The 24,320-nt window shown below is 73.6% G+C and carries 23 protein-coding genes; 7 read left to right on the top strand and 16 right to left on the bottom strand.

The window, feature by feature from the left end:
- Positions 1 to 8: 8 nt before the first annotated feature.
- The 4 genes from AB0M18_RS03355 to AB0M18_RS03370 all read right to left on the bottom strand — a co-directional run bounded on the left by AB0M18_RS03355 (position 9) and on the right by AB0M18_RS03370 (position 2,791).
- On the bottom strand, positions 9 to 677 hold the full coding sequence (locus tag AB0M18_RS03355) for an ABC transporter ATP-binding protein (RefSeq protein ID WP_365755478.1): 669 nt from the start codon (positions 675 to 677) through the stop codon (positions 9 to 11).
- Positions 678 to 931: 254 nt separating this feature from the next.
- A complete protein-coding gene (locus tag AB0M18_RS03360; protein WP_365755107.1) occupies positions 932 to 1,693 on the bottom strand; it encodes a DUF3710 domain-containing protein in 762 nt (253 codons plus the stop codon).
- 1 nt (position 1,694) lies between these two features.
- The gene (gene dut / locus AB0M18_RS03365; RefSeq protein ID WP_017237679.1) at positions 1,695 to 2,207 is read right to left on the bottom strand and encodes a dUTP diphosphatase; all 513 of its coding nucleotides are present in this window, start codon (positions 2,205 to 2,207) and stop codon (positions 1,695 to 1,697) included.
- Positions 2,207 to 2,791 carry a PaaI family thioesterase gene (locus AB0M18_RS03370; RefSeq protein WP_265864948.1) on the bottom strand — a complete coding sequence of 195 codons (585 nt, stop codon included), beginning with the start codon at positions 2,789 to 2,791 and terminating at the stop codon, positions 2,207 to 2,209. Before AB0M18_RS03370 ends, dut begins: the two co-directional genes overlap by 1 nt.
- Before the next feature lie 57 nt (positions 2,792 to 2,848).
- Here AB0M18_RS03370 and AB0M18_RS03375 point away from each other — a divergent pair, with 57 nt between their 5' ends.
- Positions 2,849 to 3,328: a DUF3093 domain-containing protein gene (locus tag AB0M18_RS03375; protein ID WP_365755108.1), complete on the top strand. Its 480-nt coding sequence runs from the start codon at positions 2,849 to 2,851 to the stop codon at positions 3,326 to 3,328.
- A gap of 50 nt (positions 3,329 to 3,378) precedes the next feature.
- On the opposite strand, the gene AB0M18_RS03380 is transcribed toward AB0M18_RS03375, so the two are convergent.
- The 4 genes from AB0M18_RS03380 to AB0M18_RS03395 form a co-directional block, all read right to left on the bottom strand.
- Positions 3,379 to 4,449 carry a hypothetical protein gene (locus AB0M18_RS03380; protein WP_365755109.1) on the bottom strand — a complete coding sequence of 357 codons (1,071 nt, stop codon included), beginning with the start codon at positions 4,447 to 4,449 and terminating at the stop codon, positions 3,379 to 3,381.
- Positions 4,450 to 4,461: 12 nt separating this feature from the next.
- Positions 4,462 to 4,758 carry a DUF4193 domain-containing protein gene (locus AB0M18_RS03385; protein ID WP_003955561.1) on the bottom strand — a complete coding sequence of 99 codons (297 nt, stop codon included), beginning with the start codon at positions 4,756 to 4,758 and terminating at the stop codon, positions 4,462 to 4,464.
- Positions 4,759 to 5,156: 398 nt separating this feature from the next.
- Positions 5,157 to 6,392: a HAMP domain-containing sensor histidine kinase gene (locus tag AB0M18_RS03390; protein WP_365755110.1), complete on the bottom strand. Its 1,236-nt coding sequence runs from the start codon at positions 6,390 to 6,392 to the stop codon at positions 5,157 to 5,159.
- A 4-nt stretch (positions 6,393 to 6,396) separates the two neighbouring features.
- A complete protein-coding gene (locus tag AB0M18_RS03395; protein ID WP_265864944.1) occupies positions 6,397 to 7,050 on the bottom strand; it encodes a response regulator transcription factor in 654 nt (217 codons plus the stop codon).
- A 373-nt stretch (positions 7,051 to 7,423) separates the two neighbouring features.
- On the opposite strand from AB0M18_RS03395, the gene AB0M18_RS03400 reads away from it, so the two are divergent.
- A complete protein-coding gene (locus AB0M18_RS03400; protein WP_365755111.1) occupies positions 7,424 to 7,597 on the top strand; it encodes a hypothetical protein in 174 nt (57 codons plus the stop codon).
- Positions 7,598 to 7,670: 73 nt separating this feature from the next.
- Here AB0M18_RS03400 and AB0M18_RS03405 read toward each other — a convergent pair whose 3' ends face one another.
- Both AB0M18_RS03405 and AB0M18_RS03410 read right to left on the bottom strand, forming a co-directional pair.
- Positions 7,671 to 8,471 carry an inositol monophosphatase family protein gene (locus tag AB0M18_RS03405; RefSeq protein WP_365755112.1) on the bottom strand — a complete coding sequence of 267 codons (801 nt, stop codon included), beginning with the start codon at positions 8,469 to 8,471 and terminating at the stop codon, positions 7,671 to 7,673.
- A 46-nt stretch (positions 8,472 to 8,517) separates the two neighbouring features.
- On the bottom strand, positions 8,518 to 9,645 hold the full coding sequence (locus AB0M18_RS03410) for a ferrochelatase (RefSeq protein WP_365755113.1): 1,128 nt from the start codon (positions 9,643 to 9,645) through the stop codon (positions 8,518 to 8,520).
- A gap of 159 nt (positions 9,646 to 9,804) precedes the next feature.
- On the opposite strand from AB0M18_RS03410, the gene AB0M18_RS03415 reads away from it, so the two are divergent.
- Both AB0M18_RS03415 and AB0M18_RS03420 read left to right on the top strand, forming a co-directional pair.
- Positions 9,805 to 11,067, top strand: coding sequence for an MFS transporter (locus tag AB0M18_RS03415; RefSeq protein ID WP_365755114.1), 1,263 nt, complete (start codon positions 9,805 to 9,807; stop codon positions 11,065 to 11,067).
- Entirely contained in the window at positions 11,006 to 12,346 is a 1,341-nt protein-coding gene (locus tag AB0M18_RS03420; protein WP_365755115.1) for a D-arabinono-1,4-lactone oxidase, read from the top strand. Before AB0M18_RS03415 ends, AB0M18_RS03420 begins: the two co-directional genes overlap by 62 nt.
- A 3-nt stretch (positions 12,347 to 12,349) precedes the next feature.
- Here AB0M18_RS03420 and AB0M18_RS03425 read toward each other — a convergent pair whose 3' ends face one another.
- A complete protein-coding gene (locus AB0M18_RS03425) occupies positions 12,350 to 13,093 on the bottom strand; it encodes a hypothetical protein (protein WP_365755116.1) in 744 nt (247 codons plus the stop codon).
- Positions 13,094 to 13,546: 453 nt separating this feature from the next.
- On the opposite strand from AB0M18_RS03425, the gene sepH reads away from it, so the two are divergent.
- Positions 13,547 to 14,605 carry a septation protein SepH gene (gene sepH / locus AB0M18_RS03430; protein ID WP_365755117.1) on the top strand — a complete coding sequence of 353 codons (1,059 nt, stop codon included), beginning with the start codon at positions 13,547 to 13,549 and terminating at the stop codon, positions 14,603 to 14,605.
- Between the two features lie 68 nt (positions 14,606 to 14,673).
- On the opposite strand, the gene AB0M18_RS03435 is transcribed toward sepH, so the two are convergent.
- Positions 14,674 to 15,504: a sulfurtransferase gene (locus AB0M18_RS03435; RefSeq protein ID WP_365755118.1), complete on the bottom strand. Its 831-nt coding sequence runs from the start codon at positions 15,502 to 15,504 to the stop codon at positions 14,674 to 14,676.
- Positions 15,505 to 15,716: 212 nt separating this feature from the next.
- On the opposite strand from AB0M18_RS03435, the gene AB0M18_RS03440 reads away from it, so the two are divergent.
- Positions 15,717 to 16,493: a VOC family protein gene (locus AB0M18_RS03440; protein ID WP_365755119.1), complete on the top strand. Its 777-nt coding sequence runs from the start codon at positions 15,717 to 15,719 to the stop codon at positions 16,491 to 16,493.
- Positions 16,494 to 16,526: 33 nt separating this feature from the next.
- Here AB0M18_RS03440 and AB0M18_RS03445 read toward each other — a convergent pair whose 3' ends face one another.
- Genes AB0M18_RS03445 through AB0M18_RS03455 form a run of 3 tightly spaced genes read right to left on the bottom strand, consistent with a single transcriptional unit; the run spans position 16,527 to position 21,473 of the window.
- On the bottom strand, positions 16,527 to 17,828 hold the full coding sequence (locus AB0M18_RS03445) for a polysialyltransferase family glycosyltransferase (protein ID WP_365755120.1): 1,302 nt from the start codon (positions 17,826 to 17,828) through the stop codon (positions 16,527 to 16,529).
- Positions 17,829 to 17,830: 2 nt separating this feature from the next.
- Entirely contained in the window at positions 17,831 to 18,796 is a 966-nt protein-coding gene (locus AB0M18_RS03450; protein ID WP_365755121.1) for a glycosyltransferase family 2 protein, read from the bottom strand.
- Between the two features lie 40 nt (positions 18,797 to 18,836).
- On the bottom strand, positions 18,837 to 21,473 hold the full coding sequence (locus AB0M18_RS03455; protein ID WP_365755122.1) for a YfhO family protein: 2,637 nt from the start codon (positions 21,471 to 21,473) through the stop codon (positions 18,837 to 18,839).
- A gap of 229 nt (positions 21,474 to 21,702) precedes the next feature.
- Between AB0M18_RS03455 and AB0M18_RS03460 the strand changes: the two genes are divergently transcribed.
- Positions 21,703 to 22,695, top strand: a complete 993-nt coding sequence (locus tag AB0M18_RS03460) for a DJ-1/PfpI family protein (protein ID WP_365755123.1) — start codon at positions 21,703 to 21,705, stop codon at positions 22,693 to 22,695.
- Positions 22,696 to 22,711: 16 nt separating this feature from the next.
- Here AB0M18_RS03460 and AB0M18_RS03465 read toward each other — a convergent pair whose 3' ends face one another.
- Positions 22,712 to 24,145: an FAD-binding oxidoreductase gene (locus AB0M18_RS03465; protein WP_365755124.1), complete on the bottom strand. Its 1,434-nt coding sequence runs from the start codon at positions 24,143 to 24,145 to the stop codon at positions 22,712 to 22,714.
- Positions 24,146 to 24,320: the final 175 nt, after the last annotated feature.

Consider the following 24,320-nt stretch of genomic DNA (forward strand, 5'->3'; position numbering starts at 1 on the left):
CGGTCGCGTCAGTGCTCGATGATCTCGCCGTCGCGCAGTTCCAGGACCCGGTCCGCGAGACCCAGGAGCTGGGTGTCGTGGGTGGCGACCAGGGCGGTGCAGCCCTCGCTGCGCACCACGGCCCGCAGCAGCTCCATGACGGCGAGGCCGGTCTCGGCGTCCAGCTGTCCGGTGGGCTCGTCGGCGATCAGCAGCGCGGGCCGGTTGGCGAGGGCGCGGGCGATGGCGACCCGCTGCTGCTGGCCGCCGGAGAGCTCCCCGGGGCGCTGGGCGGTGTGATCGGCGAGCCCGACGAGGGCGAGCAGCAGGGCGACGCGCTCCTCGCGCTCCTTCGGGTCGGCCTTGCGCAGCCGCATCGGCACGCCGACGTTCTCCGCGGCGGTCAGGATGGGTATGAGGCCGAAGGACTGGAAGATGAATCCGATCCGGTCCCGGCGCAGTTCGAGCAGACCGTCCTCGCTCAGCTCGGCGAGGTCGGTGCCGTCGATGACGATGCGCCCCTGGTCGGCCTCGTCCAGGCCGCCCACCAGGTTGAGCAGGGTGGTCTTGCCGGAGCCGGAGCGGCCCTTGAGGGCGACCAGTTCGCCGCGTGGGATCTCGAACGAGACGCCGCGCAGGGCGTGCACGGCGGCGGCCCCCGTCCCGTACGACCGGTGCAGGTTCTCCACCCGGACCATCGGCACGGCCGCCGGGTCGTCGAGGACGGCCGTGCCGGTCCGCGCGTTGCTCTCACTCACCGTGGTACCCCCCTGGTTCGAACGTGTGCGCCGCCAGTATGTGCCGGGCGCGGGCGCCGGGACCAGGCCTGTGGAAAACCGGCTGTGGAAAACCCGGTGGGCCGCTCCCGCCCCGTCCGTACCTGGCGTACGGGCGGGGAGGAGCGGCCCACCGGGCCTGCTCATGTCATGGCGTGGGCCCAGGGCCCTGGGCGTCAGCGGATCTCGGAGATCTCCGGGCCGCGCTGCAGCTGTCCCATGCCGCCGGAGAAGCGGGAGCCGGACTGGTCCTCCTGCTGCACGCCGTCCGGGACCATCTGGGCGTCGTTGGGCAGCTTGAGGACGATCGGGTCGCGCGGGGCCATCGGGCCCTCGCCGCGGACGACCACGGTGTCCCGGACGATCTGCTCCAGGAGCCCGGCGGCCTCCGGCTGCACGGCGCCCTGGCCGGAGATCACGCCGCGCAGGAACCAGCGCGGGCCGTCGACGCCGACGAAGCGCACCAGCTGGACGCCCCGGTTGCCGTCGGGCAGCTGCACCGGGACCTGGGCGCGCAGTTCCCAGCCCAGCGGGCCCTCGATCTCGTCGATGACACCGCCCTGCTGGGTGATGCCGTTGGCGATCTCCTCACGGACCTCGCCCCAGATGCCCTCCTTCTTGGGGGCGGCGAAGGCCTGGAGCTGCACGGCGCTGTCGCGCAGCACGACGGTGGCCGCGACGATCGCGTCGCCCGCCACCTCCACCCGGAGCTCCATGCCGTCGACACCGGGCACGAAGATGCCGCCGAGATCCACGCGGCCGTCCTCCGGCCTGCTGACCTCGGAGATGTCCCAGGGACCGTCGGGCCGGGGTGCCGGCGGAAGGTTCACCCGGCGCTGCCCTCCGGCGGCGTCGGTCGCGTCTTCGGTGTCCACCGCGTCGACGACCTGCTCGGCGGCGTCCTCGGCGGCACCGCTCTTCTTGCGACGTCCGAACACGTCACTGTCCTTCCCGGTCGGATACGACCGAAGCGTATCGATTCCCACCCGTAGTGCCGTCCACGGCGGCATGACCGCCGGTGGACCCGAAGCCCCCCTCGGCCCGCGCAGAGCCGGGAAGCTCCGCGACCTCGTGGAAGCGCACCTTCTCGACCTGCTGGACGACCAGCTGGGCGATCCGGTCGAATCGTTCGAACCGCACGCTCTCGCGCGGGTCGAGATTGACCACGATCACCTTGATCTCTCCACGGTACCCGGCATCGACCGTCCCCGGGGCATTCACCAGGGCGACTCCGCAGCGGGCCGCGAGCCCGGAGCGCGGATGCACGAAGGCGGCGTAGCCGTCGGGCAGCGCGATGGACACCCCGGTGGGCAGCACGGCCCGCTCCCCCGGAGCGAGCACGGCGGCCTCGGTGGTCACCAGATCGGCGCCGGCGTCGCCGGGGTGGCCGTACGCGGGGATCGGCACCTCCGGGTCCACCCGGCGGATGAGTACGTCGACGGGATTGCGCATCAGGGGTTCACCTCGAAGGCGCGGGCGCGCCTGACCTGGTCGGGGTCGGACATGGCCGCCCGGATCTCCTCCGGGCGCCCGTTGTCGATGAAGTGGTCGACCTTGACCTCGATGAAGAGGGCGTCGGCGCGGACGGCGACGGGCCCCTCGGGCCCGCCGATCCGGCCGACGGCGGTCGAGTAGATCTTGCGGCCGTGCACGGCGGTGACCTCGGCCTGGAGGTGGAGCACGGTGCCGACCGGGACGGGCCGGGCGAAGTCGGTCTCCAGGCGCCCGGTCACGGCGATGACCCGCAGCAGCCAGTTCAGGGAGCCGAGGGTCTCGTCGAGCGCGGTGGCGAGCACGCCGCCGTGCGCGAGGCCGGGGGCGCCCTGGTGGTCGGGGGTCACGGTGAACTCCGCGGTGACCGTCACGCCCTCACCCGCGCGTGCCTCCAGGTGGAGGCCGTGGGGCTGCCCGCCGCCGCACCCGAAGCAGTACTCGTAGTGCGCCCCGAGCGGCTCACCGGGGGCGGGCGCGTCGGGGTGGCGTACCGGCGCTATGGCGTCGGCCGGCGGCGTGAGAGCGGCAGATGTTCCAGTCACAGGCGCAGACCTTACCCGCGCGGCCGGGCGCGGGGCGCGCCGTGCCAAGCTTGGGGCATGCAGCAGCCTTCCGCACCCGTGACCGCCCCGAGCTTCGACGAACGCCTGACCGCACCCCGCTCCTGGTGGGGGATCGCGGTCCTGCTCGGTCTGTCGGGCGCCCTGATCCTGCTCCCGCTGGGGGTGCTGCCGGCGCTCGGCGGTCTGCTCGCCGCCGGGGCGCTCGCCGCGGTGGGCGTCTCGTCGTACGGCTCGGCCCGGATCCGGGTGGTGGCCGGCTCGCTGGTCGCGGGGGACGCGCGGATTCCGGCGTCGGCGCTCGGGCGGCCCGAGGTGCTGGACGCCGAGGAGGCGCGCGCCTGGCGCACGCACAAGGCCGACCCGCGCGCGTACATGGTGATGCGCAGCTACGTGGCGACGGCGGTACGGGTCGAGGTCACGGACCCGGAGGACCCGACGCCGTACGTCTATCTGTCCAGCCGTGAGCCGGAGGCGCTGGCGGCGGCCATCGAGGCGGCCCGCGCCGAGGTCGGCTAGGCCGTGTCTTCGGGGAGTGCCTCCGGGGGCCCTCAGGGGCCCTCCAGAGGCTAGAAGTCGATCTCCTTGGGGTTCTCCGGCTGCTCCAGGGGCGGCAGGGCCGGGAGGGCGTCCCAGGGGATCTGGCGGGCGCGCAGGTCCTTGCGGACGTGCGCGGCGACCTTCCTGGTGTCGCGCCGGTTCATCACGGCGCCGACGGCCGCGCCCACCATGAACGGGGTGAGGTTCGGCAGGTTGCGCATCATGCGCTTCATGATCTGCTGGCGCAGTTCGCGCTTCATCTGGCCGCCGAGCGCCGCGTTGACCGTGGTCGGCTTGGTGGGGTCGATGCCGCGCTCCTCGGTCCAGGCGGTGAGGTACGCGGTGGAGCGCTGGGTGAGCGTGCCCGGGGGCCGCAGGCCGTAGACCTCGTGCAGCTCGGCGACGAGCTTGAGCTCGATGGCGGCGACGCCGGTGATCTCCGCGGCCAGCTCGGCGGGCATCGCGGGCGGGACGGGCAGCATGGCGGCGGCGCCGATGCCGGCGCCGACGGTGGCGCTGGCGTTGGCCGCGCCGGAGATCAGTTTGTCGGCGATCTGCTCGGGCCCGAGGCCGGGGAACTGCCGCCGGAGGGTCGCGAGGTCCCGTACGGGGACGCGCGGGGCGATCTCGATGACGCGGTCCGCGAGATAGCCGATGCCGGCCCTGGCGCCCTGACCTCCGCGCCTGACTCCGCGCCGTACGGCTTCGATGCGGGCGCTGTCGAGCTTGATGCGGTCGAGCTGGACGCGCGCGGGGTTGGCCACGCGCCGCAGGACGCCGCGCCTGGCGGTGTCGTGGCGGTTGTCCGGGGTCGTGCCGGTCGTGCCAGCCGTGCCGGTGGTGTCGGTGGTGCCGGTGGTGTCGGGGTCGATCGTGTCCGGGTCGAGCCGGTGGCCGGCCCGGTGCGGCGCGATGGATGCTTCGAGCGAGGCCGTGGGGCCTCGCCCGTCGTCACGTGCGCCAGGTGCGGGCAGGAGGGCGGAGTGCTCGGCCGAGGGAGCGTCCTGGACGCCCTCTGCCGGGCCTGAGCCGCCCTGGTACGCCTCCGGCCTCCCGGGGAGCCGGAGCCGTCGCTTCCGAGACGGTGTGTCGCCTGCCACGGTCACTCGATCTCAGTCGCAGTCGCGGCAGATCGGCTGACCGTTCTTCTCCCGGGCCAGCTGGCTCCGGTGGTGCACGAGGAAGCAGCTCATGCAGGTGAACTCGTCCGCCTGCTTGGGCAGGACCCGGACGGCCAGCTCCTCGTTCGAGAGGTCGGCGCCCGGGAGCTCCAGGCCCTCGGCGGCCTCGAACTCGTCGACATCGACGGTCGAGGTGGACTTGTCGTTCCGGCGGGCCTTCAGTTCCTCAAGGCTGTCCGAGTCGACGTCGTCGTCGGTCTTGCGTGGGGTGTCGTAATCCGTTGCCATGTCAGCTCTCCCCCTCTGGGTGGTTTGCGGTGTCTCCAGCGCACGTAACGCGTGAGAGGCCGGACTTGTGCCCGACCTGAGGCGGAGATTTTGCCTCACATCAAGGTCTGTTACTCAATCGACACCCAATCCGCCCTCTCACGAGTGACCGGCTTTGGGTGGCGAAGCGGACCGTACACGGTCCGGCGACCCTCCCTCACGGGTGCCACCCCGTGTACTTCCCGTCATTCGGACCTCCGGAAACCCGGACTTTTCCGGGTTTTCCGAGGGAATTCGCGATCACGGAGAGTGGAGGGCCGGACACTCATTCCTGTGATCGATCACACAGAACGACTTAAGGAAAGAGAACCGGAAATTCAGCGCAAAGCGAACAGAACCGGTCGGTTTCGTGCAGTGTGTCAGATCGGCAGAGTGACACGCATCACGAGCCCGCCGCCCTCGCGGGGCTCGGCGATGATACGGCCGCCGTGCGCCCGGGCGACGGAGCGCGCGATCGACAGGCCGAGGCCGACCCCCTTGTCACTGCCCGTGCGCTCCTGCCGGAGGCGCCGGAATGGCTCGAAAATATTGTCGATCTCGTATGCCGGGACGACCGGGCCCGTGTTGGAGACCTCCAGGACCGCCTGACCGCCCTGCACGGAGGTGACGACCTCCACCCAGCCGTCCTCCGGCACGTTGTACCGCACGGCGTTCTGCACCAGGTTCAGGGCGATCCGCTCCAGGAGCACACCGTTGCCCTGGACCACCGCCGCGGCCCGCTCGCCGCGGAACTCCACGCCCTTGGCCTCGGCCTCGGAGCGTGTCTGGTCCATGGCCCGGGAGGCCACCTCGGCCAGGTCGACCGGTTTGCGCTCGACGATCTCGTTGTCGCTGCGGGCGAGCAACAGCAGGCCCTCGACCAGCTGCTCGCTGCGCTCGTTGGTCGCGAGCAGGGTCTTGCCCAGCTGCTGGATCTCGACCGGCGCCGCCGGGTCGGAGAGCGTGACCTCCAGCAGGGTGCGGTTGATCGCCAGCGGGGTGCGCAGCTCGTGCGAGGCGTTGGCGACGAAGCGCTGCTGGGCGCTGAAGGCCCGCTCCAGGCGCTCCAGCATCTCGTCGAAGGTGTCGGCGAGCTCCTTCAGCTCGTCGTCGGGACCGTCCAGCTCGATCCGCCGGGACAGGTCCGTGCCGGCCACCTGGCGGGCGGTCCGGGTGATCCGGCCCAGCGGGGAGAGCACCCGGCCCGCCATGGCGTAGCCGAAGGCGAAGGCGATGATGCTCAGGCCGAGCAGGGCGAACAGGGAGCGCCGCAGCAGGTCGTCCAGGGCCAGGTCGCTCTGGTGCCGCAGGCACATCGAGACGGCGTTGTTGAGCTGCTCGCCGGTGGACCTGTCGGGCAGCTCGCACCAGTCGGTGGTCGCCGTGACGGTGCCGTTGACCACCTTGAAGGGCAGGGTGGCGGTGGTGTCCCGGACGGCCTGCGCGGTGAAGAGGTAGATGATCGCCAGCAGGATGATGCCGGCGATCAGGAACATCCCGCCGTAGAGCAGGGTGAGCCTTATCCGGATGGTGGGGCGCAGCAGCGGGCGGACCGGGTCCCGTGGGTCCCAGTGCGGTTTCGGTGGCGCTCCGACGGTCGAGGTGTTCGGGGCCATCGGATCAGATCCGGTATCCCGAGCCGGGGACGGTGACGATCACCGGGGGCTCGCCGAGCTTGCGGCGCAGGGTCATCACGGTGACGCGGACCACGTTGGTGAACGGGTCGGTGTTCTCGTCCCAGGCCTTCTCCAGGAGCTGCTCGGCCGAGACGACCGCGCCCTCGCTGCGCATCAGGACCTCCAGGACCGCGAACTCCTTCGGCGCGAGCTGGACCTCCTTGCCGTCGCGGAAGACCTCGCGGCGGTTGGGGTCGAGCTTGATGCCGGCCCGCTCCAGGACGGGCGGCAGCGGCACGCTGGTGCGGCGGCCCAGGGCGCGCACGCGGGCGGTGAGCTCGCTGAACGCGAAGGGTTTGGGGAGGTAGTCGTCCGCGCCGAGCTCCAGGCCCTCGACGCGGTCGCTGACGTCGCCGGAGGCGGTCAGCATCAGCACCCGGGTGGGCATGCCCAGTTCGACGATCTTGCGGCAGACGTCGTCGCCGTGGACCAGGGGCAGGTCGCGGTCGAGCACCACGACGTCGTAGTCGTTGACGCCGACCCGCTCCAGGGCGGCGGCCCCGTCGTACACGACGTCGACCGCCATGGCCTCCCGGCGCAGGCCGGTGGCCACCGCATCCGCGAGGAGCTGCTCGTCCTCGACGACGAGTACGCGCACGTCCGTAAGTCCTTTCCTGGGCGCCCTGGTCCCGCATGCGGACAAGGCGGTTCTGCGCACTGACTGTGCGTGTCCATCCTGCCCCGAACGCCCGTAAACCGGCTGTAAGGCGCCCTGCGGGGCCTCGGGGCGCACCCCGCGAACGCGCCCCGCGGGCCCCGGTCCGGCCCGGGCGCCCGGAGAATTCACCTGATTCAGCGGGCCAGTTGAGGTTTCCGTCCGCGAAGGGCTGGGGAGGACGACTGCACACCCCGCGATCACGCCCTGTAGGTGGCCTGCCACCTACCGCTCTCTGTCCCCCAGAGGTAGCGGCGCGTGATCCATCCACCCCCGGCACTCCCCGTGCCACCGACCCATGACGAGGGGGCGCACGATGGACGCTTTCACCGCAGGACTGCTGCACCGCATCAGGGCCACGCAGTCCGACCTCACGCGCGCTCGCGAGGCGGGCGACGACTTCCTCGCGGAGGTCGAGCAGGCCGAGCTCGACGACCTGCACCGCCTGGCGGCCGAACACGGCGTGGAGGTCGGCGCCGCCTGCGCCTGATCCCGCGGACACGTCGGAAGGGCCCCCGGAGCCGTCGGCTCCGGGGGCCCTTCTCCATCCGGCCCGCCGTACGTCAGTCGTGCCAGGCGCCGGCCCGCTCCAGGAACTCCTGCAGGGTGCCGAAGAGACCCCGCGGAGCGGCGAGGACCAGCTCGCCGGACGGGCGCTCACCGGCCCGGCCGCCGGTCAGGGCGCCCGCCTCGCGGGCGATCAGATCGCCCGCGGCGAGGTCCCAGGGGTTGAGTCCGCGCTCGTAGTACGCGTCGAGGCGGCCGGCCGCGACATCGCACAGGTCGATGGCGGCGGAGCCGCCGCGGCGGATGTCGCGGACCTGCGGCAGCAGCTCCCGGGCCACCTGGGCCTGGTGGTCGCGGCGGGCCTGCACATAGCCGAAGCCGGTCCCGACCAGGGCCTGGCCGAGCTCCGGGGCGGGCCGGACGGAGAGCCGCCGGTCGCCGAGCCAGGCACCGCCGCCGAGGGTGGCGTGGAAGGTCTCGCCGCGCAGCGGGACCTCGACGACGCCGACGACGGTCTCGCCGTCCCGCTCGGCGGCGATGGAGACGGCCCAGGTCGGCAGGCCGTAGAGATAGTTCACGGTGCCGTCGAGCGGGTCGATCACCCAGCGCACCCCGCTGGTGCCGGGGGTGGCGGCGCCTTCCTCGCCGAGGAGGCCGTCGTCCGGGCGGTGCTCGGCGAGGAAGCCGGTGATGAGCTTCTCGGCGGCGATGTCCATCTCGGTGACGACGTCGACGGCGCTGGTCTTGGTCTGGGCCACCGCCAGGTCGTCGGGCCGCCCGTCGCGCAGCAGGGCGCCGGCCCGCCGGCCGGCCTCCAGGGCCAGCTCGTGCAGTTCGGTCAGCAGGGGGTCGGTCATGCCTCGGTCTCCTTGGGCCTGAGGGTCGGGCGTACGGGCTGTCGGCTCACGCGTACGGGCTGTCGGCGCCGGCGGCGGCCGGGTGCTCGGCCCGGCCGGGGCAGCAGCCGATCGGGCACAGGTCGTGGGAGGCACCGAGCGCGCCCAGGGCGCAGCGCTCGGCGCGCTGTCCGCGCTCGCCCGCGGCGCGCTCCAGGACCAGCTCGCGCACGGCCGCGGCGAACCGGGGGTCGGCGCCGACGGTGGCCGAGCGCCGGACCGGCAGTCCGAGCTCGGCGGCCTTGGCGGTGGCCTCGGTGTCGAGGTCGTACAGGACCTCCATGTGGTCCGAGACGAAGCCGATGGGGACCATGACGACGGCGGGGGCGCCGGCGCCGTGCAGCTCCTCCAGGTGGTCGCAGATGTCGGGTTCCAGCCACGGGATGTGCGGGGCGCCGCTGCGCGACTGGTAGACGAGCTGCCAGGGGTGCTCGACGCCGGTCTCCTCGCGGACCGCGTCGGCGATCAGGCGCGCCACGTCGAGGTGCTGCCGGACGTAGGCGCCGCCCTCGCCGTGGTCGGCGACGGGTCCCGAGGTGTCGGCGGCGGAGTCGGGGATGGAGTGGGTGGTGAAGGCCAGGTGGGCCCCGTCGCGCACGGACTCGTCGAGCTCGGCGAGGGAGGCGAGCACGCCCTCGATCATGGGCCGGACGAAGCCGGGGTGGTTGAAGTAGTGCCGGAGCTTGTCGACGCGGGGCAGCGGCAGGCCCTCGGCCTCCAGCTCGGCGAGCGAGTCCGCCAGGTTCTCCCGGTACTGCCGGCAGCCGGAGTACGAGGCGTACGCGCTGGTGGCGAGGACGGCGATGTGGCGCCGTCCGTCGGTCACCATCTCGCGCAGGGTGTCGGTGAGGTACGGCGCCCAGTTCCGGTTGCCCCAGTAGACCGGCAGGTCGAGGCCGGACTCGGCGAAGTCCGCGCGCAGGGCGTCGAGCAGGGCGCGGTTCTGGTCGTTGATGGGGCTGACGCCGCCGAAGAGGAAGTAGTGCTGCCCCACTTCCTTCAGCCGTTCCTTGGGGATGCCGCGCCCGCGGGTCACGTTCTCCAGGAACGGGACCACCTCGTCGGGGCCTTCCGGACCACCGAAGGAGAGCAGCAGCAGGGCGTCGTACGGGGCGGGATCGAGCGCGTCGGACATGGCACCGATCCTGCCACCCGGCACCGACGTCCCTCGGTGCGGCCCGACCGGTAAAAGCGAGTGACCGGGCAACTTCAAGGCCGTAGGCTTTAGCTGTTAATTGACACGTGTGCGTCCCGTCGTGCGGTCCCGCATGCCCGCCCGAGCCCGGAGATCCCCTTGCCCAGTCCCTACCGCGCGATCTTCGCGGCCCCCGGCAGCACGGCCTTCTCCGTCGCCGGCTTCATCGGCCGGATGCCGCTGTCCATGATGGGCATCGGCATCGTGACCATGATCTCGCAGGTCACCGGGCGGTACGGGCTCGCGGGCGCGCTGTCCGCGACCCTCGCGCTCTCGGCCGCCGCGCTCGGTCCGCGGATCTCCCGGCTGGTCGACCGGCACGGGCAGCGCGCGGTGCTGCGCCCGGCCACCCTGATCTCGCTGACGGCCGCCGCCGGGCTGCTGCTGTGCGTGAAGTTCGGGGCCCCGGACTGGACCCTGTTCGTCTTCACGGCCTGCGTCGGCACCGTGCCGAGCCTCGGCGCGATGACCCGGGCGCGGTGGGCGGAGCTCTACCGCGGCGACCCCCAGCGGCTGCACACGGCGTACTCGTGGGAGTCGATCGTCGACGAGGTGTGCTTCATCTTCGGCCCGATCCTCTCGATCGGTCTGTCGACCACCTGGTTCCCCGAGGCGGGCCCGCTGCTCGCCGGCGCCTTCCTCGCCGCCGGGGTCTTCTGGCTGACCTCGCAGCGCGCCACCGAGCCCGCCCCGCACCCGCGCGACACCCACTCCGGCGGCTCGGCGCTGCGCTCCCCCGGTCTGCAGGTGCTCGCCCTGGCCTTCGTCGCCACCGGCGCGGTCTTCGGCTCCGTGGACGTGGTGACCGTCGCCTTCGCCGAGGAACAGGGCCACAAGTCGGCCGCGAGCCTGGTGCTCGCGGTGTACGCGCTGGGCTCCTGCGTGGCCGGCGCGGTCTTCGGACTGCTCCGGGTGAAGGGCGAGCCGGCGGTGCGCTGGCTCGTGGGCGTGGGCGCGATGGCCGTGAGTATGATCCCCCTCCTACTGGCCGGGAACCTGCCGTTGCTGGCCGTGGCGCTCTTTGTCGCGGGCCTCTCCATCGCACCGACGATGGTGACCACGATGGCCCTCGTCGAAGCGCACGTACCGCGCTCCAAGCTGACCGAGGGCATGACCTGGACGGGAACCGGGCTCGCGATCGGTGTGGCGCTGGGCTCCTCGGCCGCGGGCTGGGTCGTCGACGCGTCGGGGGCGGAGTCGGGGTACGTGGTGCCCGTCCTGTCGGGTGCGCTCGCGGTCGTCGTGGCACTCCTGGGCCACCGCCGGCTGCGCAGGCCGGCGCCGACGCGGGAGGGGCAGCTTGACCAGGTCGACGACGCAGCCGGGGCGGAGCACCAGGGCGGCGGGCAGCACGTGGCGTAACTGGGCGGGGAACGTCACCTCGCGCCCCGTGCGGGAGGTGAGCCCGGCCTCCGCCGAGGAACTCGCCGAGGCCGTGCGCCGGGCGGCCGAGGACGGACTGCGGGTGAAGACGGTCGGCACCGGCCACTCCTTCACCTCCATCGCCGCCACCGACGGGGTGCTCGTACGTCCGCACCTGCTCAGCGGCGTCCGCCGGATCGACCGCGAGGCGATGACCGTGACCGTGGAGTCCGGCACCCCGCTGAAGCGGCTCAACACGGCGCTCGCGCGCGAGGGCCTGTCGCTCACGAACATGGGCGACATCATGGAGCAGACGGTCGCCGGCGCCACCTCGACCGGCACCCACGGCACCGGGCGGGACTCCGCCTCCATCGCCGCGCAGATCCGCGCGATGGAACTGGTCACCGCCGACGGCTCCCTGATGACCTGCTCGGCGACCGAGAACCCGGAGGTCTTCGCCGCCGCCCGGATCGGCCTCGGCGCGCTCGGCGTGGTCACCGCCCTCACCTTCGCGGTGGAGCCGGTCTTCCTGCTCACCGCGCGCGAGGAGCCGATGTCCTTCGACCGCGTGACCTCCGAGTTCGACCAGCTGCACGCGGAGAACGAGCACTTCGAGTTCTACTGGTTCCCGCACACCGACAACTGCAACACCAAGCGCAACAACCGCAGCGCGGGCCCCGCCGCTCCGGTGGGCCGGGTGAGCGGCTGGGTCGAGGACGAGCTGCTCTCCAACGGGATCTTCCAGCTGGCCTGTTCGCTGGGCAGGGCGGTGCCGCCGGTCATCCCGGCGCTCGCCAAGGTCTCCAGCCGGGCGCTGTCCGCCCGTACGTACACGGACATCCCGTACAAGGTCTACACCTCGCCGCGCCGGGTGCGCTTCCTGGAGATGGAGTACGCGCTGCCGCGCGAGGCCGCCGTGTCCGCGCTGCGCGAGCTGAAGGCGATGATCGAGCGCTCGCCGCTGAAGGTGAGCTTCCCGGTGGAGGTGCGCACGGCGCCGGCCGACGACATCGCGCTGTCCACGGCCTCGGACCGGGAGTCCGCGTACATCGCCGTGCACCTCTACAAGGGCACGCCCCACCGCGCCTACTTCACCGCGGTGGAGCGGATCATGACCGAGCACGGCGGGCGCCCGCACTGGGGCAAGGTGCACACCCGGGACGCCGCCTACTTCGCGAAGGCCTATCCGCGCTTCGGCGAGTTCACGGCGCTGCGCGACCGGCTCGACCCGGACCGGCGCTTCGGCAACGACTACCTGCGCCGGGTGCTCGGCGACTGACGGTCACTCGGCCGCCGCCCCCGGGCTCACGGGCGGGCTCACGGGCTCGCCGGCGGGCGGGGTGGTCGGCGGCGGCGTGGCGGCGGCGGTGGCGGTGGGACTGTCGGTGGGTTCGGTGGAACCGGACGGCGTCGGGGTCGGTGTGCCGGTCGGGTCGGGGGTGGCCGTGCCCGTCCCGCCGCCGCCGGACGTGGCGTCCGGGGTCGGCGTACCGCCGCCGCCGTGCTCCGGCCGGGGCGTCGAGGACGGTGACACCTCACCCTTCCCGCCGTCGTCGGAGCGGTCACCGCCCCGGACCGCCGAGCCGAAGGTCGTGGCGCCCCTGGTGCCGCCGAGGTCCTGACCGGAGGTCAGCTCGTACGCGGTGATGCCGCCCATCGCGAGCAGGAAGACGGCGGCGGCGGCGAGCGCGGGGCGCCGCCGGCCGCGCATCCGGGTGCCGTGGACGGTCGGCTCGCCGAACTCCCCCGGCTCCTGGGGCCGCTGCGGCTGCCTCGCCGGGGCGGCGGCCTCGCGCATCCGCTCACCGGTGCGCTTGAGGAGGTGCTGGAGGACCGGGCCGCCGCAGGTGGCGATGACACTGATCACACCGGCGCCGAGGATCGTGCCGTAGACCCCCAGAGTCGAAGCGAGCTTCGCGGCGACGACGGCGGCGACGGCGCTGCCCGCGACCTGAGGAACGCTCAGGTCGAACCGTTTCTTCTCGCCCACGGCCCGCTCCGTGCCGCTGTCCGGCGTGTGACGCATCTCCAACCCCTGCTCGTTCATTCGTTCCCGCGTGCACCCAGAAGGGACAAATGGGCGAAGGGATTAGTTCCGTTTCCGGTGCTTCTGTGAAGAGAGACACGCGGAGGCCGGGATCACGGAGACTCAACTCCCGTACCGCCCGAGAAGTTGGGCGGCGCGCCGCTCCACCCGGATGGCCCGAATGGAGTACTGTGGCGAGCCCTGGGTCCGGATTCCCTCACGGGTGTCCGGAATCGACGGAAGGGGGCCGAAGGTGGCACTCGAACCGGCGGCGCCACGGCACCGCACGGGCACCGCGACACAGCGTGACCGCCAGTCACTCTGCGTCGCATTCAGGTAACCGTGCCATAACGGCGTTCCAGGGTCCATGCCCGACACGCCGGGCAACTCGGCAGGGTTGTGGCAGGCTGCACCCGGGCAGGCCACACTCGACTAGCGGAAGCAGCGACGCACGTGACGTCGGCAGGCACCACCCGGGAGGTTCCCATGCCCGAACTGCGTGTCGTGGCCGTCTCGAACGACGGCACACGACTGGTGCTGAAGGCTGCTGACAACACGGAGTACACACTTCCGATCGACGAGCGGCTGCGTGCCGCGGTCCGCAACGACCGCGCCCGGCTCGGCCAGATCGAGATCGAGGTCGAGAGCCACCTCCGCCCCCGCGACATCCAGGCCCGGATACGGGCCGGTGCCTCCGCCGAGGAGGTCGCGCAGCTCGCCGGCATCCCCGTCGACCGGGTGCGCCGCTTCGAGGGCCCCGTGCTCGCCGAGCGCGCCTTCATGGCGGAGCGGGCGCGGAAGACCCCCGTGCGCCGGCCGGGCGAGAACACCGGACCCCAGCTCGGCGAGGCGGTGCAGGAGCGGCTGCTGCTGCGCGGCGCCGAGAAGGACACCGTGCAGTGGGACTCCTGGCGCCGCGACGACGGCACCTGGGAGGTGCTGCTCGTCTACCGCGTCGCGGGCGAGGTGCACACGGCGAGCTGGACGTACGACCCGCCCCGGCGGCTCGTCCAGGCCGTGGACGACGAGGCGCGGGCGCTGATCGGCGAGACCGACGACACCCTCGCGGCCGTGCCGGAGCCGAGCTTCCCGTTCGTGCCGCGGATCGCCCGGCTGCCCCGGGACCGGCCGCTGGACCGCGCGCTCGACCGGCAGATCGACCGCGGCCCCGCCCCGGCGCCCGAGCCGGAGGAGGAGCGCGACTCGCTGACCAGCCTCCTGGAGGCGGTGCCGAGTTTCCGCGGCGACCTGGTGGTGCCCGAGCAGCCGGTCAGCGAGCCCTCCGACGAGGTCGAGGCCGAGGAGCCGCCCGCCCCGGCGGCCTCCGCCGGCGCCGGTTCCGCCTACGCCGACGTCCTGATGCCGCGGGCCGTCTCGGGCCACCGCGACCGGCTCATCGGCACCACCGACCGGCAGGCCGAGGCGGACGGCGTCCGCCCCGGGCGGCGCGCGGCGGTGCCGAGCTGGGACGAGATCGTCTTCGGCACCCGGCGCAAGAAGCAGTCGGACTGACCCTCGGAGCCCGTACGGGGAAGGGCCCGCGCCACCACCGTGGCGCGGGCCCTTCTGCGTACCGCCGGCTACTGCGGATCCGGGCCCGTCGCCACCGGGCGGGCCGGGTCGGCGGACCACTCGGACCAGGAGCCGGCGTAGAGCGCGGCCTCGAAGCCCGCGAGCTCCAGGGCCAGCACCTCCTGGGCGGCGGACACGCCGGAGCCGCAGTAGACGCCGATCTCGACACCGGCATCGGCTCCGAGTCCGAAGAAGCGGGACGCCAGGAACTCAGGCGGGAAGAAGCGCCCGTCCTCGCCCACGTTCTCCATCGTCGGGGCCGAGACCGCGCCCGGGATGTGGCCGCCGATCCGGTCGATCGGCTCCACGTCGCCCCGGTAGCGCTCGGCGGCGCGCGCGTCGAGCAGCAGACCCGAGCGGGCGAGCGAGGCGGCGGCGTCCGCGTCGAGCAGCCGGAGGCCGCCCGGGCGCGGCTCGAAGTCGCCCGGCGCGGGCACGGGCACGTCCTTGGACAGCTCCCCCGTCCACGCGGCGATGCCGCCGTCGAGCACCCGGACGTTCGGGTGCCCGGCCCAGCGCAGCAGCCACCAGGCGCGGGCCGCGCCCCAGCCGAGCCCGCCGTCGTAGACGACGACCGGGGTGCCGGCCGAGACGCCCGCCCGGCGCATCGTGGCGCCGAAGGCGGCCAGGTCCGGCAGCGGGTGCCGGCCGCCGGCCCCGGGCGGCCCCGCGAGTTCGGCGTCCAGGTCCACGTACACGGCACCGGGCAGGTGCCCGGCCTCGTACTCGGGCCGGCCGGGCGGACCGCCGACGGCCAGGTAGCGGACGTCCAGGAGGACCGGCGGGTTCGCCCCGGCCGATTCGCTGACGAGTTCGCTTGCGGAGATGATGGGCTTCATGGGAGCCATCCTCGCGCAGCCCGCCCCCTGACGGACGGCACCCGCCCGATTCGTCCGGGGCGCGCGGGCCGTCTTGTGGTGCCACCATCGGGACGGGACGGACGCCCGGTCCAGGTGTACGGCGGGCGGCGCGCGGGCAGGGACCCGCCAGGAGGCCTCCGCACGGCCCGCCCGCCCGACCGCGCACGGCCACTGGCGAGAAGAGAGCGACGATGACCGAGGCGACTCGGCGCACACCCGGTACGCCCTGTTGGGTGAGCCTGATGGTGCACGGACTTGACGCGACGCAGGAGTTCTACGCCGCGCTGTTCGACTGGGACTTCGTGCCGGGCCCGCAGCAGCTCGGCCCGTATGTGCGCGCGCTGCTCGACGGGCGGGAGGTGGCCGGGATCGGCCGGCTGCCCCCGGACCGGCATCTGCCGATCGCCTGGACCCCCTATCTGGCCACCGACGACGCCGACGAGACGGCGGAGACCATCCGCTGTTGCGGCGGCACGGTCGCGGTCGGCCCGCTGGACGCGGGCGAGGCCGGCCGGCTGGCGATCTGCGCGGACCCGGCGGGCGCCGTCTTCGGCGTCTGGCAGGCCGACGCCCACCACGGCACGGCGGCGGCCGGACCGCCCGGCACGCCGGTGTGGAACGAGCTGCTGACGTACGAGACGGCCTCGGTCGGCAAGTTCTACGCGACGGTCTTCGACTACGAGGTCGAGCCGGTGGTGTCCGCGGACTTCGACTATCTGACCCTCCACCTCGACGGGCGCCCGGTCGCCTCGCTGCACGGGGTGGGCACGGCGCTGCCCCGTGACCGGGGCGCGCACTGGATGACGTACTTCGAGGTGGCCGACGTGGACGCGTCCGCCCGGCTGCTCGTGGAGCTGGGCGGCCAGGTGGTCCGCCCGCCGCGCGAGGGCACGGCGGGCCGGCTCGCCCTGGTGACCGACCCGGAGGGCGCGGTCTTCACCCTGGTCCGGTCGGCCGACCGTGCGTAAGACCGCGGGATACGGCCTCGGGCCGGACAGGACCTAGGCGCGGACGGGGACCCTCAGCTCCAGCTCCGCCAGGCGCTCGGCCGGGAAGTGGTGGGCCAGGGCCGGGTCGGCGCCGTGCTCCGCGAGATAGGCGGCCGTCTCCCGGCGCAGACCGGGGTGCGCGGCCGGGCGCATGCAGTAGCCGACGGCGCGGACCAGCGGGGCCAGGGTGTCGGGGGCGGCGCCCGGCACGGCGGGCGCGGTGTCGCCTTCCAGGTCCGGCACGAGGTGGTCGACGACCGTGAGCGGGACCCGGTTGCTGTTCTCGTACGGGGTGAGGCGGTCCAGGACCGTGCCGGTGCCGACCCGCGCGATCGGCACGCCGAAGTAGACGGAGGCGGTCAGCATCGCGGTGGAGAAACACCCCACGACGAGGTTTGGGCGGCATCGTTCGTAGAAGGTCTCGGCGAGCAGCGGGCCGTCCAGGACCGTGAGGTCGACGCCGGTCCGGGCGGCCTCCTCGTGCAGCGCGGTGGAGTAGCTCGCGGGGGCCGTCGGGTGCGGCTTGAAGACCACGGCGCGGTGACCGGCCGCGGCGGCGCCGCGCAGCATCCGTAGGTGCAGGTCCTCCTCCTCCTCGACGGTGAGGATGCCGAGGACGGCGAGGTACTGGCCGAGGAGCAGCGCGGTGGGCGCGGCGGCGGCCGCGGCGGCGAGCGCGGTGTCCTCGGCGGAGTCCCGCGAGGCCTCGGCGATCTCCCGCAGCACCGCGCGGAAGGCGTCGTCGGGGACCAGTTCGGCGCCGACGCCGTACTCGGTGAGGAGCAGCGGCCGCAGGCCGGGCACGAGGTCGAGGTGGAGCACCCGGCGGATGCGGCAGGCGATGGACTGGGGCAGTTCGTCGCGGGTGGGGCCGTAGCTCATCAGGCCGTCGGCGTAGACGTGCACGGAGCTCTCGGCGAACACGGCGGCGAGCGCCTTGGCCGGGTTGACCTGGATGGATTCGACGACGAGCTCGACGGGGGCCGTGCCGAGGTCCCAGGCGGTGCGCAGGACCCGCTGCCAGAGCGGGGCCTCCTCGGGGCGCGGGGCCCAGGAGCTGGGGTGGTGCGGATGGACGGCCTCGTTCCAGTCGAGGACGCCGTCGAAGCGGCCGGCGACCTGCGGGTAGCCGGTCATCGTCTCCAGGCGGACGGCGGTCTCGGGGATCTCGGCGTTGTTCGAGACGAGCAGCAGGCGCCGGGCCTCGCCGGGTCCGCCGAAGCGGCCGGCGTCGATGGCGGCGGCCGCGGTGGCGGCGCCGTACAGGGTGGACACCTGGAAGATCTGGACGTGATCGCGTTCCGTGGTCGGCATGCTCAGGCGGCCTTTCCGGTGTCGCGCAGGCTCTTCAGGAGGGTGCTGCGGGGGGTGTCCATGGTCGCGAGGGTCTCGTCGAGGACCTGCTGCGGCATCCGGCGCAGGGCGTCGGTGACGTCGCGGCGCAGCCGCTTGCCGACGGCCGCCTCGTACTGGTCGGACTTCGCCATGTGGAAGGCGATCATCGCGCAGTAGGTGCGGACGGCCTTGGGCAGGAAGCGGTCGGCGTCGCGGTCCCGTCCGACCTCGTCGAGCAGCAGGTCGTAGGAGGGGATGAAGTCCAGCTGCCGGTTGTCGGTGATCTGGGTGAGCGAGGTGGTGACGCCGCGCCGGTAGAAGCAGCCGTGCAGGGAGAGCGCGGCGTAGCTGGTGGCGTTGAGGTGGAGGCGCCAGATCCAGAGGCGGTCCTCGGCGGTGCGCAGCCTGGTCTCGAAGCGGCCGGTGCCGTTCTCGAAGAGGCGGGCGCTGTAGACGCCGAAGGGCACGAAGGGGTAGTCGACCATCGTGATCATGCTGGCGGGGGCGATGCCGTCGCGCGGGTCCATGGCGGCGTCGCGGACCTTCGCCGGGGCGTAGCGGATCTGCCGGTTCCGGCCGGTGGACAGGACGTGGTCGGTGCGGGCGAAGTCGACGCCGAGGCGGTGGATCCCGTTCACCATGGCGCGCAGGTGCCCGGGGGCGTACCAGTCGTCGCCGTCGAGGAAGGTGACGTAGTCGCCGGTGGCGGCGTCGATGCCGGTGTTACGGGCCTGGGCGACGCCGAGGTTGGTCTCGTGGCGGATGACGGTGGCCTGCGGGATGCGGCTCTTCCAGCGGTCGAGGAGGTCCGGCGTCTCGTCGGTGGAGTGGTCGTCGATCAGCAGGAACTCGGTGTCGTCGTCCGCGTTGTCGGCGAGACTGCGCAGGGTGTCGGGGGCGTAGGGCCCGACATTGTGGAAGGGCACGACGACGGACAGTTTCGGCACTCGGACTCACCAACTCGCTGATCGGTACTGGTCGGGCAGGCTAGACAGGGGACTTCTCCGTTGAACGAGCCGGATGTGCACGGGCGGTGAACTCCTGCGGTCCTGCGGGTTCACGGGTCCGGCGGCTCCGGTGGAGCAGGGCGGTGAGGAGCAGCGCGAGGAGGGCCGCCGCGCCGACCGCGCCGCCGACCTTCACGCCGGGCGGGCGGAAGGAGCAGGTCACGGTGGTGGCCTTGCCGTCGAGGGGGACGGCGAGCAGGCCGAGGCGGCGGTGCGCGGGCTCCAGGGGCGCGTCGCCGGCGGCGCAGCGCCAGCCGGAGATCCGGGGGACGGCGAGCACGGCGGTGCCGGTGCTGCCGGCGGGCAGCTCGGCGGTGAGGGTGTGGCCGGTCGCGCGGACGGCGGTGGCGCCGGTGGCGGTGAGGTCCCGTACGGCGGTGTCGAGCCGGTGCCGTTCCAGGCAGCCGATCGGCCGGGCCGGCAGCTTGAGCGGGAGCCTGGCCTTCGGCCCGGGCGTCAGCTCGACGCGTACGGCGCCGGAGGCGGGGACGGCGCCGAGCCGCCGCATGGGCGCGCGCACCGAGGGCGGCTTGCCGGCGAAGGCGGCCGGTGGGGCGGCTGGGGTGCCGGAGAGGGTGGCGGTGCCCTGGTAGTCGGGGGCCCAGAACCAGACCTCGGAGCCGGCCGGGCAGCTCGCGGTGAGGGCGGTTCCGGCGCCGGAACCGTCGGGGGTGTCCGGGGTGTCGGTACGGCGCGGGGCGGCCGGGACCGTGTAGACCGCGCTCCCGAGCATGCGCTCCTGGCGGGCGAAGGCGGTGTCGGCGGCCGAGCCGGGCGCGGGAGCCGGGGCGGGCGGGTCCGGGCGGACGGTGACCAGCGGCGGCACGGGGCTGTCGGCGACCTCGATCGTGGCCTCGGGGAGTCGGTCGAGCTCCAGAGGGCCCCGGGGCGTGGAGCGCATCCGGGTGCCGATGGAGAAGATCGCGTCGGTCACGGGGTTGTCGAGGCTCACCGGGTGGCGGCCCTTGGCGTAGTAGCCGAAGCCGAGGGCGGAGAGGGTGCGCGAGTACGTGTCGGAGGTGAGGCTGCTGTAGTAGTCGGCGCCCTCGCCGCCGACGAGGAGCACGTCGTTGCCGCCCGGGACCTCACCGGGGTCGGTGCGGTGGCGCGGCCAGGCGTCCTTCGCGGCGACGGCGGCGGTCATGTCGGTGTGCCAGGGGCCGATCCGGGGCGCCCAGGAGACCTGGGCGAGCTGCTGTTCCTCGATGCGCTTGCCGGTGACCAGGGTCTCCCCCGCCTGCGCGGCGAGCAGCAGACCGACGGCCAGGACGGGCAGCAGCCGGACGGCCGGGCGGGACCGGGCGAGGAGCGCGGCCCCGGCGGCGAGGACGGCCAGGGCGCCGGCCGCGGCGGCGGCCGGATAGGTCCAGCGGTCGACGACGACGCTGCCGGACGCGGCCAGGGCGAGGAGGGCGAGCACGCCGGCGCCGCCGAGCAGCGCGGGCGGCCGCGGCGGCCCGCCGGCCACGGACAGCCAGGCCGCCATCAGCAACAGGCCGCACAGGACGAAGGTCTGACGGTACGGGATGCCGTTGGGCGAGGCGCCGGCGTGCCAGAGCAGGTGGGTCGGCTCCCACTGCAGGGAGAGCGTGACCAGCACGATCGCCGAGACCCAGCCGGCCCGGACGCGGCCGGCGACGGCGCCGTTGAAGGGCAGGGTGAGGGCGAGCGCCAGGGCGGGCGTGCCGATGAAGAGGGCGGGTGAGGCGACGCTCGCCGTGGCCGGCAGGAAGCGGGCCAGGACGTCGGTCCAGGCGGCCGGGGCGAAGACGGTCGGCGGGGTCGGGTCGGCGACCTTGGTGCCGAGGAAGACGACGAGGACGAGCGGGGCGGCGAGCCCGATGCCGATGGCGACGGTGCGGGCGGCGCGCAGCAGCGCGGCGAGGCGGGGGCGGCGGATCGTGCGCCCGGCCCAGGTGTTGTCGGTGGTGTCGTCGGTGGTGAGCAGCCGGACGAGGAGGAAGACGGCGGCGCCGATGGTCGCCATGTACGCGGTGTAGAAGTTGGCGATCCAGGCGACGGCGACGACCAGCGGCCCGAGGACCGGTCGGCGCCCCTTCCGGGCCCGCTCCCCCACCAGGCAGAGCAGCGGGAAGGCCACCAGGCCGTCGAGCCACATCGGCACGGTGGCGCCGTAGTTGAAGGTCCAGCCGGACAGCGCGTACGCGGTGCCGAGGACCGCGGCGACCGGCCACGGGCCGCGCCGCAGGGTGAGCAGCAGGGCGGCCGTCGCCGCGCCCGCGGTGGCGATCTTGAGCACGGTGACGACGTACAGGGCGAGCTCGGGACGGTCGGCCGGGAAGAGCACCACGAGCAGGTCGAAGGGGCTGCCGAGGTACGTGCCGAGGTCGCCCAGGAAGTTGCTGCCGAAGCCCGAGTTCCAGTTCAGGAAGAGGTCGCCGTGGGTCTCGCCGAGGAGCAGGCCGCGCCAGTAGGCGTGGAACGGGAGGTACTGCTGGCCGAGGTCGACGATGTTGCGGGTCCGGGAGCCGAACGGGTGGCTCCCGGCGAGCCGCGAGGCCAGACAGAAGAGCACGCCGGTGAGCAGGGCCGCCCCGGCCGCCGCCCGCAGCCGGGGCCGGGACGGACGGGTCGCGGTCTCGGCTTCGGGTGGCACACGTCCTCCTGGACGGGTCGGCGACTGCTGTTCGGCACTGCGCGGGCGGCGCGGTCTGGTCCTCGTAGAGACGCATTACCTCCGAGCCGTGCGACCGCGATCCGATCGGGAGGAGGTCTCCGGGCACACCGCAGGTGAACAGCCGGTGCCCGGGCCGCGCGCCGGCCACGGCCGTCTACCATGCGCGGACAGAGCCCCGGCCGGTCGGCCGGGGAGGACGGGGGTCATCGTGAGCGGCGCCGGACGACTCGTCGTCATCGTCCTCTTCGAGGGCGTCGACCTGCTCGACGTCACCGGACCGCCCGAGGTCTTCGCCCTGCTGCGGCGCGAGACGGACGACGCGACGGGGTACGAGGTCGTCCTCGCCGCCGAGTCGACGGCGCCCGTCACCACCTCGGCCGGTGTGCGCGTGCTGCCGGACCTGACCTTCGAGGAGGCGGCGGCCCGGAGCATCGACACCCTTCTGGTGCCCGGTTCGGTGGAGACGGACGGCGAGCGGCGGGTGCGGGCGCTCGTCGACCCGGCGGTGGTCTCCTGGGTGAAGACACTGGCCGCGCGGACCCGACGGGTCACCTCGGTCTGCGTCGGCGCGCACATCCTGGCCGCCGCCGGGCTGCTCGACGGCAAGCGGGCCACCACCCACTGGTCGACGGCGGGGCAGCTCGCCGCCGACCATCCGGCGGTGGAGGTCGACGCCGACCCGATCTTCGTCCGGGACGGCGACGTGTGGACCGGCGCCGGCATCAGCTCGTGCCTGGACCTGTCGCTCGCGCTCGTGGCCGAGGACTTCGGCGAGGCGACGGCGCTGCGGGTGGCCCGGCAGCTGGTGATGTATCTGAAACGGCCCAGCGGGCAGAGCCAGTTCAGCGTGCCGCTCGAACCGGTCTCCACCACCCGTCGGGTGGAGGACCTGCGGCACTACGTCACCCGCAATCTGGGCGGCCGGCTCACCCTCGCCGACCTCGCCGCGAGCGCGCACATCAGCGAGCGGCAGCTGACCCGGATCTTCAAGTCCGAGCTGGGGACCACCCCGAGCGCCTACGTCGAGTCGGCGCGGGTCGAACGGGCCCGGAACATGCTGGAGTCGACGGACGCGACGCTCGAACGGATCACCACGAGCTGCGGGTTCGACACGACGGACACCCTGATCCGGGCCTTCCGCCGCCGGCTCGACACCACGCCGATGGAGTACCGGCGCCGCTTCCGCGCCGTCCCGGACTGAAGGACCGGGGTCGTGGTCAGAACACCTCCACCAGCCGCTTGACCAGGTCCGGCACCCGGCCCCCGCGGTCCTCCCGGGCCTCCATCGCCCGCAGCGCCGGAAGCACCAGGCGCGCGCCCGGGGTGCGCACCGGCTCGGGCGGGAACCAGCCGCCCGGCGCCCGGGTGAAGGCGGAGCGCGACCACTCGTCGTGCGTACCGAGGACGAGGGAGGCGAGGACCTTGGCCATCAGCCGCGAGGGGCCGACGCCGTCGCCGGAGTAGCCGGTGGCGTAGCAGACACCGGGCACCGACTTCAGCCATCCGGCGAAGGGCAGATGGGTCACCGAGTACTCCACGGGCGCGGTCCAGCTCATGTCGACGGGCGCGTCGGCGAGTTCGGGGAAGAGCCGGCCGAGGTGGGCCCGCAGTTCGGCGGGGCGCAGCGCGTCGCCCCACAGGGTGCTGGGTCCGAGGTCGCCGTAGGCGACGCCGGAGCCGCCCTTGCCGAAGAGCAGCCGCCCGTCGGGGGTGGTGCGGTAGTAGTTCAGGCGCCGCCGGGAGTCGCAGACCGAGACCTCGCCGTCCCAGCCGAGGGCCTTGAGGCGCTCCGGCACCGGCCGGGTCAGGACGGTGTCGCTGGCCACGGTGACCATGCGGCGGCCGAGGTCTTCGAGCTGCCCGGCCCAGGCGTTGACGGCGAGCACGACCTTGTCGGCGTGGACGGCGCCGTACGGGGTGCGGGCGCGGACGGTGCCCCCCGGTGCGGCGCGCAGCGCGGTGAGCGGGGTGCGTTCGTGGATCCGGATGCCCGCGTCCAGGGCGACCCGGCGCAGCCCCCGGGTCAGCCGGGCGGGCTGGAGGGTGACGCAGCCGGGGTCGAGCACCGCCCCGTAGTGGTGGCGGGTGCCGACGGTCTCGCGGGCCTCGGCGGCGGTGATCCGGTGCAGCGGTTCGATCCCGGCCCGGTTCAGGTCGTCCAGGGTCCGCTGCCAGGCGCCGCGCTGGCCGGGCGAGGAGGCGGCCCACATCCAGGGGCCGCGGCGGTGCTCGATGTCCATGCCGTGGGTGGCGGCGAAGTCGACGATCTCGTCGACGGCGGCGGCGGAGGCCTCGCCGATCCGGCGTGCCTCGCCGAGGCCGCCGATCGCGACCAGACTGCTGAAGCGGGCCCACATGGGCATCAGGAAGCCGGCGTTGGCGCCGGAGGCACCGCCGCCGCACACATCGGCCTCGACGAGGACGATGTCGGTGCCGGGCGCGCGGCGCAGGATCTCCAGCGCCGTCCACAGTCCGGTGAAGCCGCCGCCGACCACGCACACGTCGCACCGGATCTCGTCGGTGAGCGGCGGTGTGCGGTCGGCTTCGGTCGCGGCCTCGGCGGCGAGGGCGTCGCGCAGCCAGGGCGTACGGCGGGCGGGGGGCGGGGTGTCGGGGTGGGGCCAGGTCGGGGACAGACGCAGTTCGGCCACGGGGTGGGGACCTCCGGTCGGGGCGGGGCGGACGGGCTCGGCAGGGGAGTTCGGGGAGGCCTAGGGCGTGTGTCGGAAGTAGCTCCCCCTGGCTTCGCCGGGTGGGGGTACCCCCGGCGAAGCCAGGGGGCGTACCCCCAGTCCGCCCGCAGGGCGGGCCGGGAGGCGTCCGGTG

The sequence above is a fragment of the Streptomyces sp. NPDC051909 genome (assembly GCF_040681095.1).
Classification (GTDB): domain Bacteria; phylum Actinomycetota; class Actinomycetes; order Streptomycetales; family Streptomycetaceae; genus Streptomyces.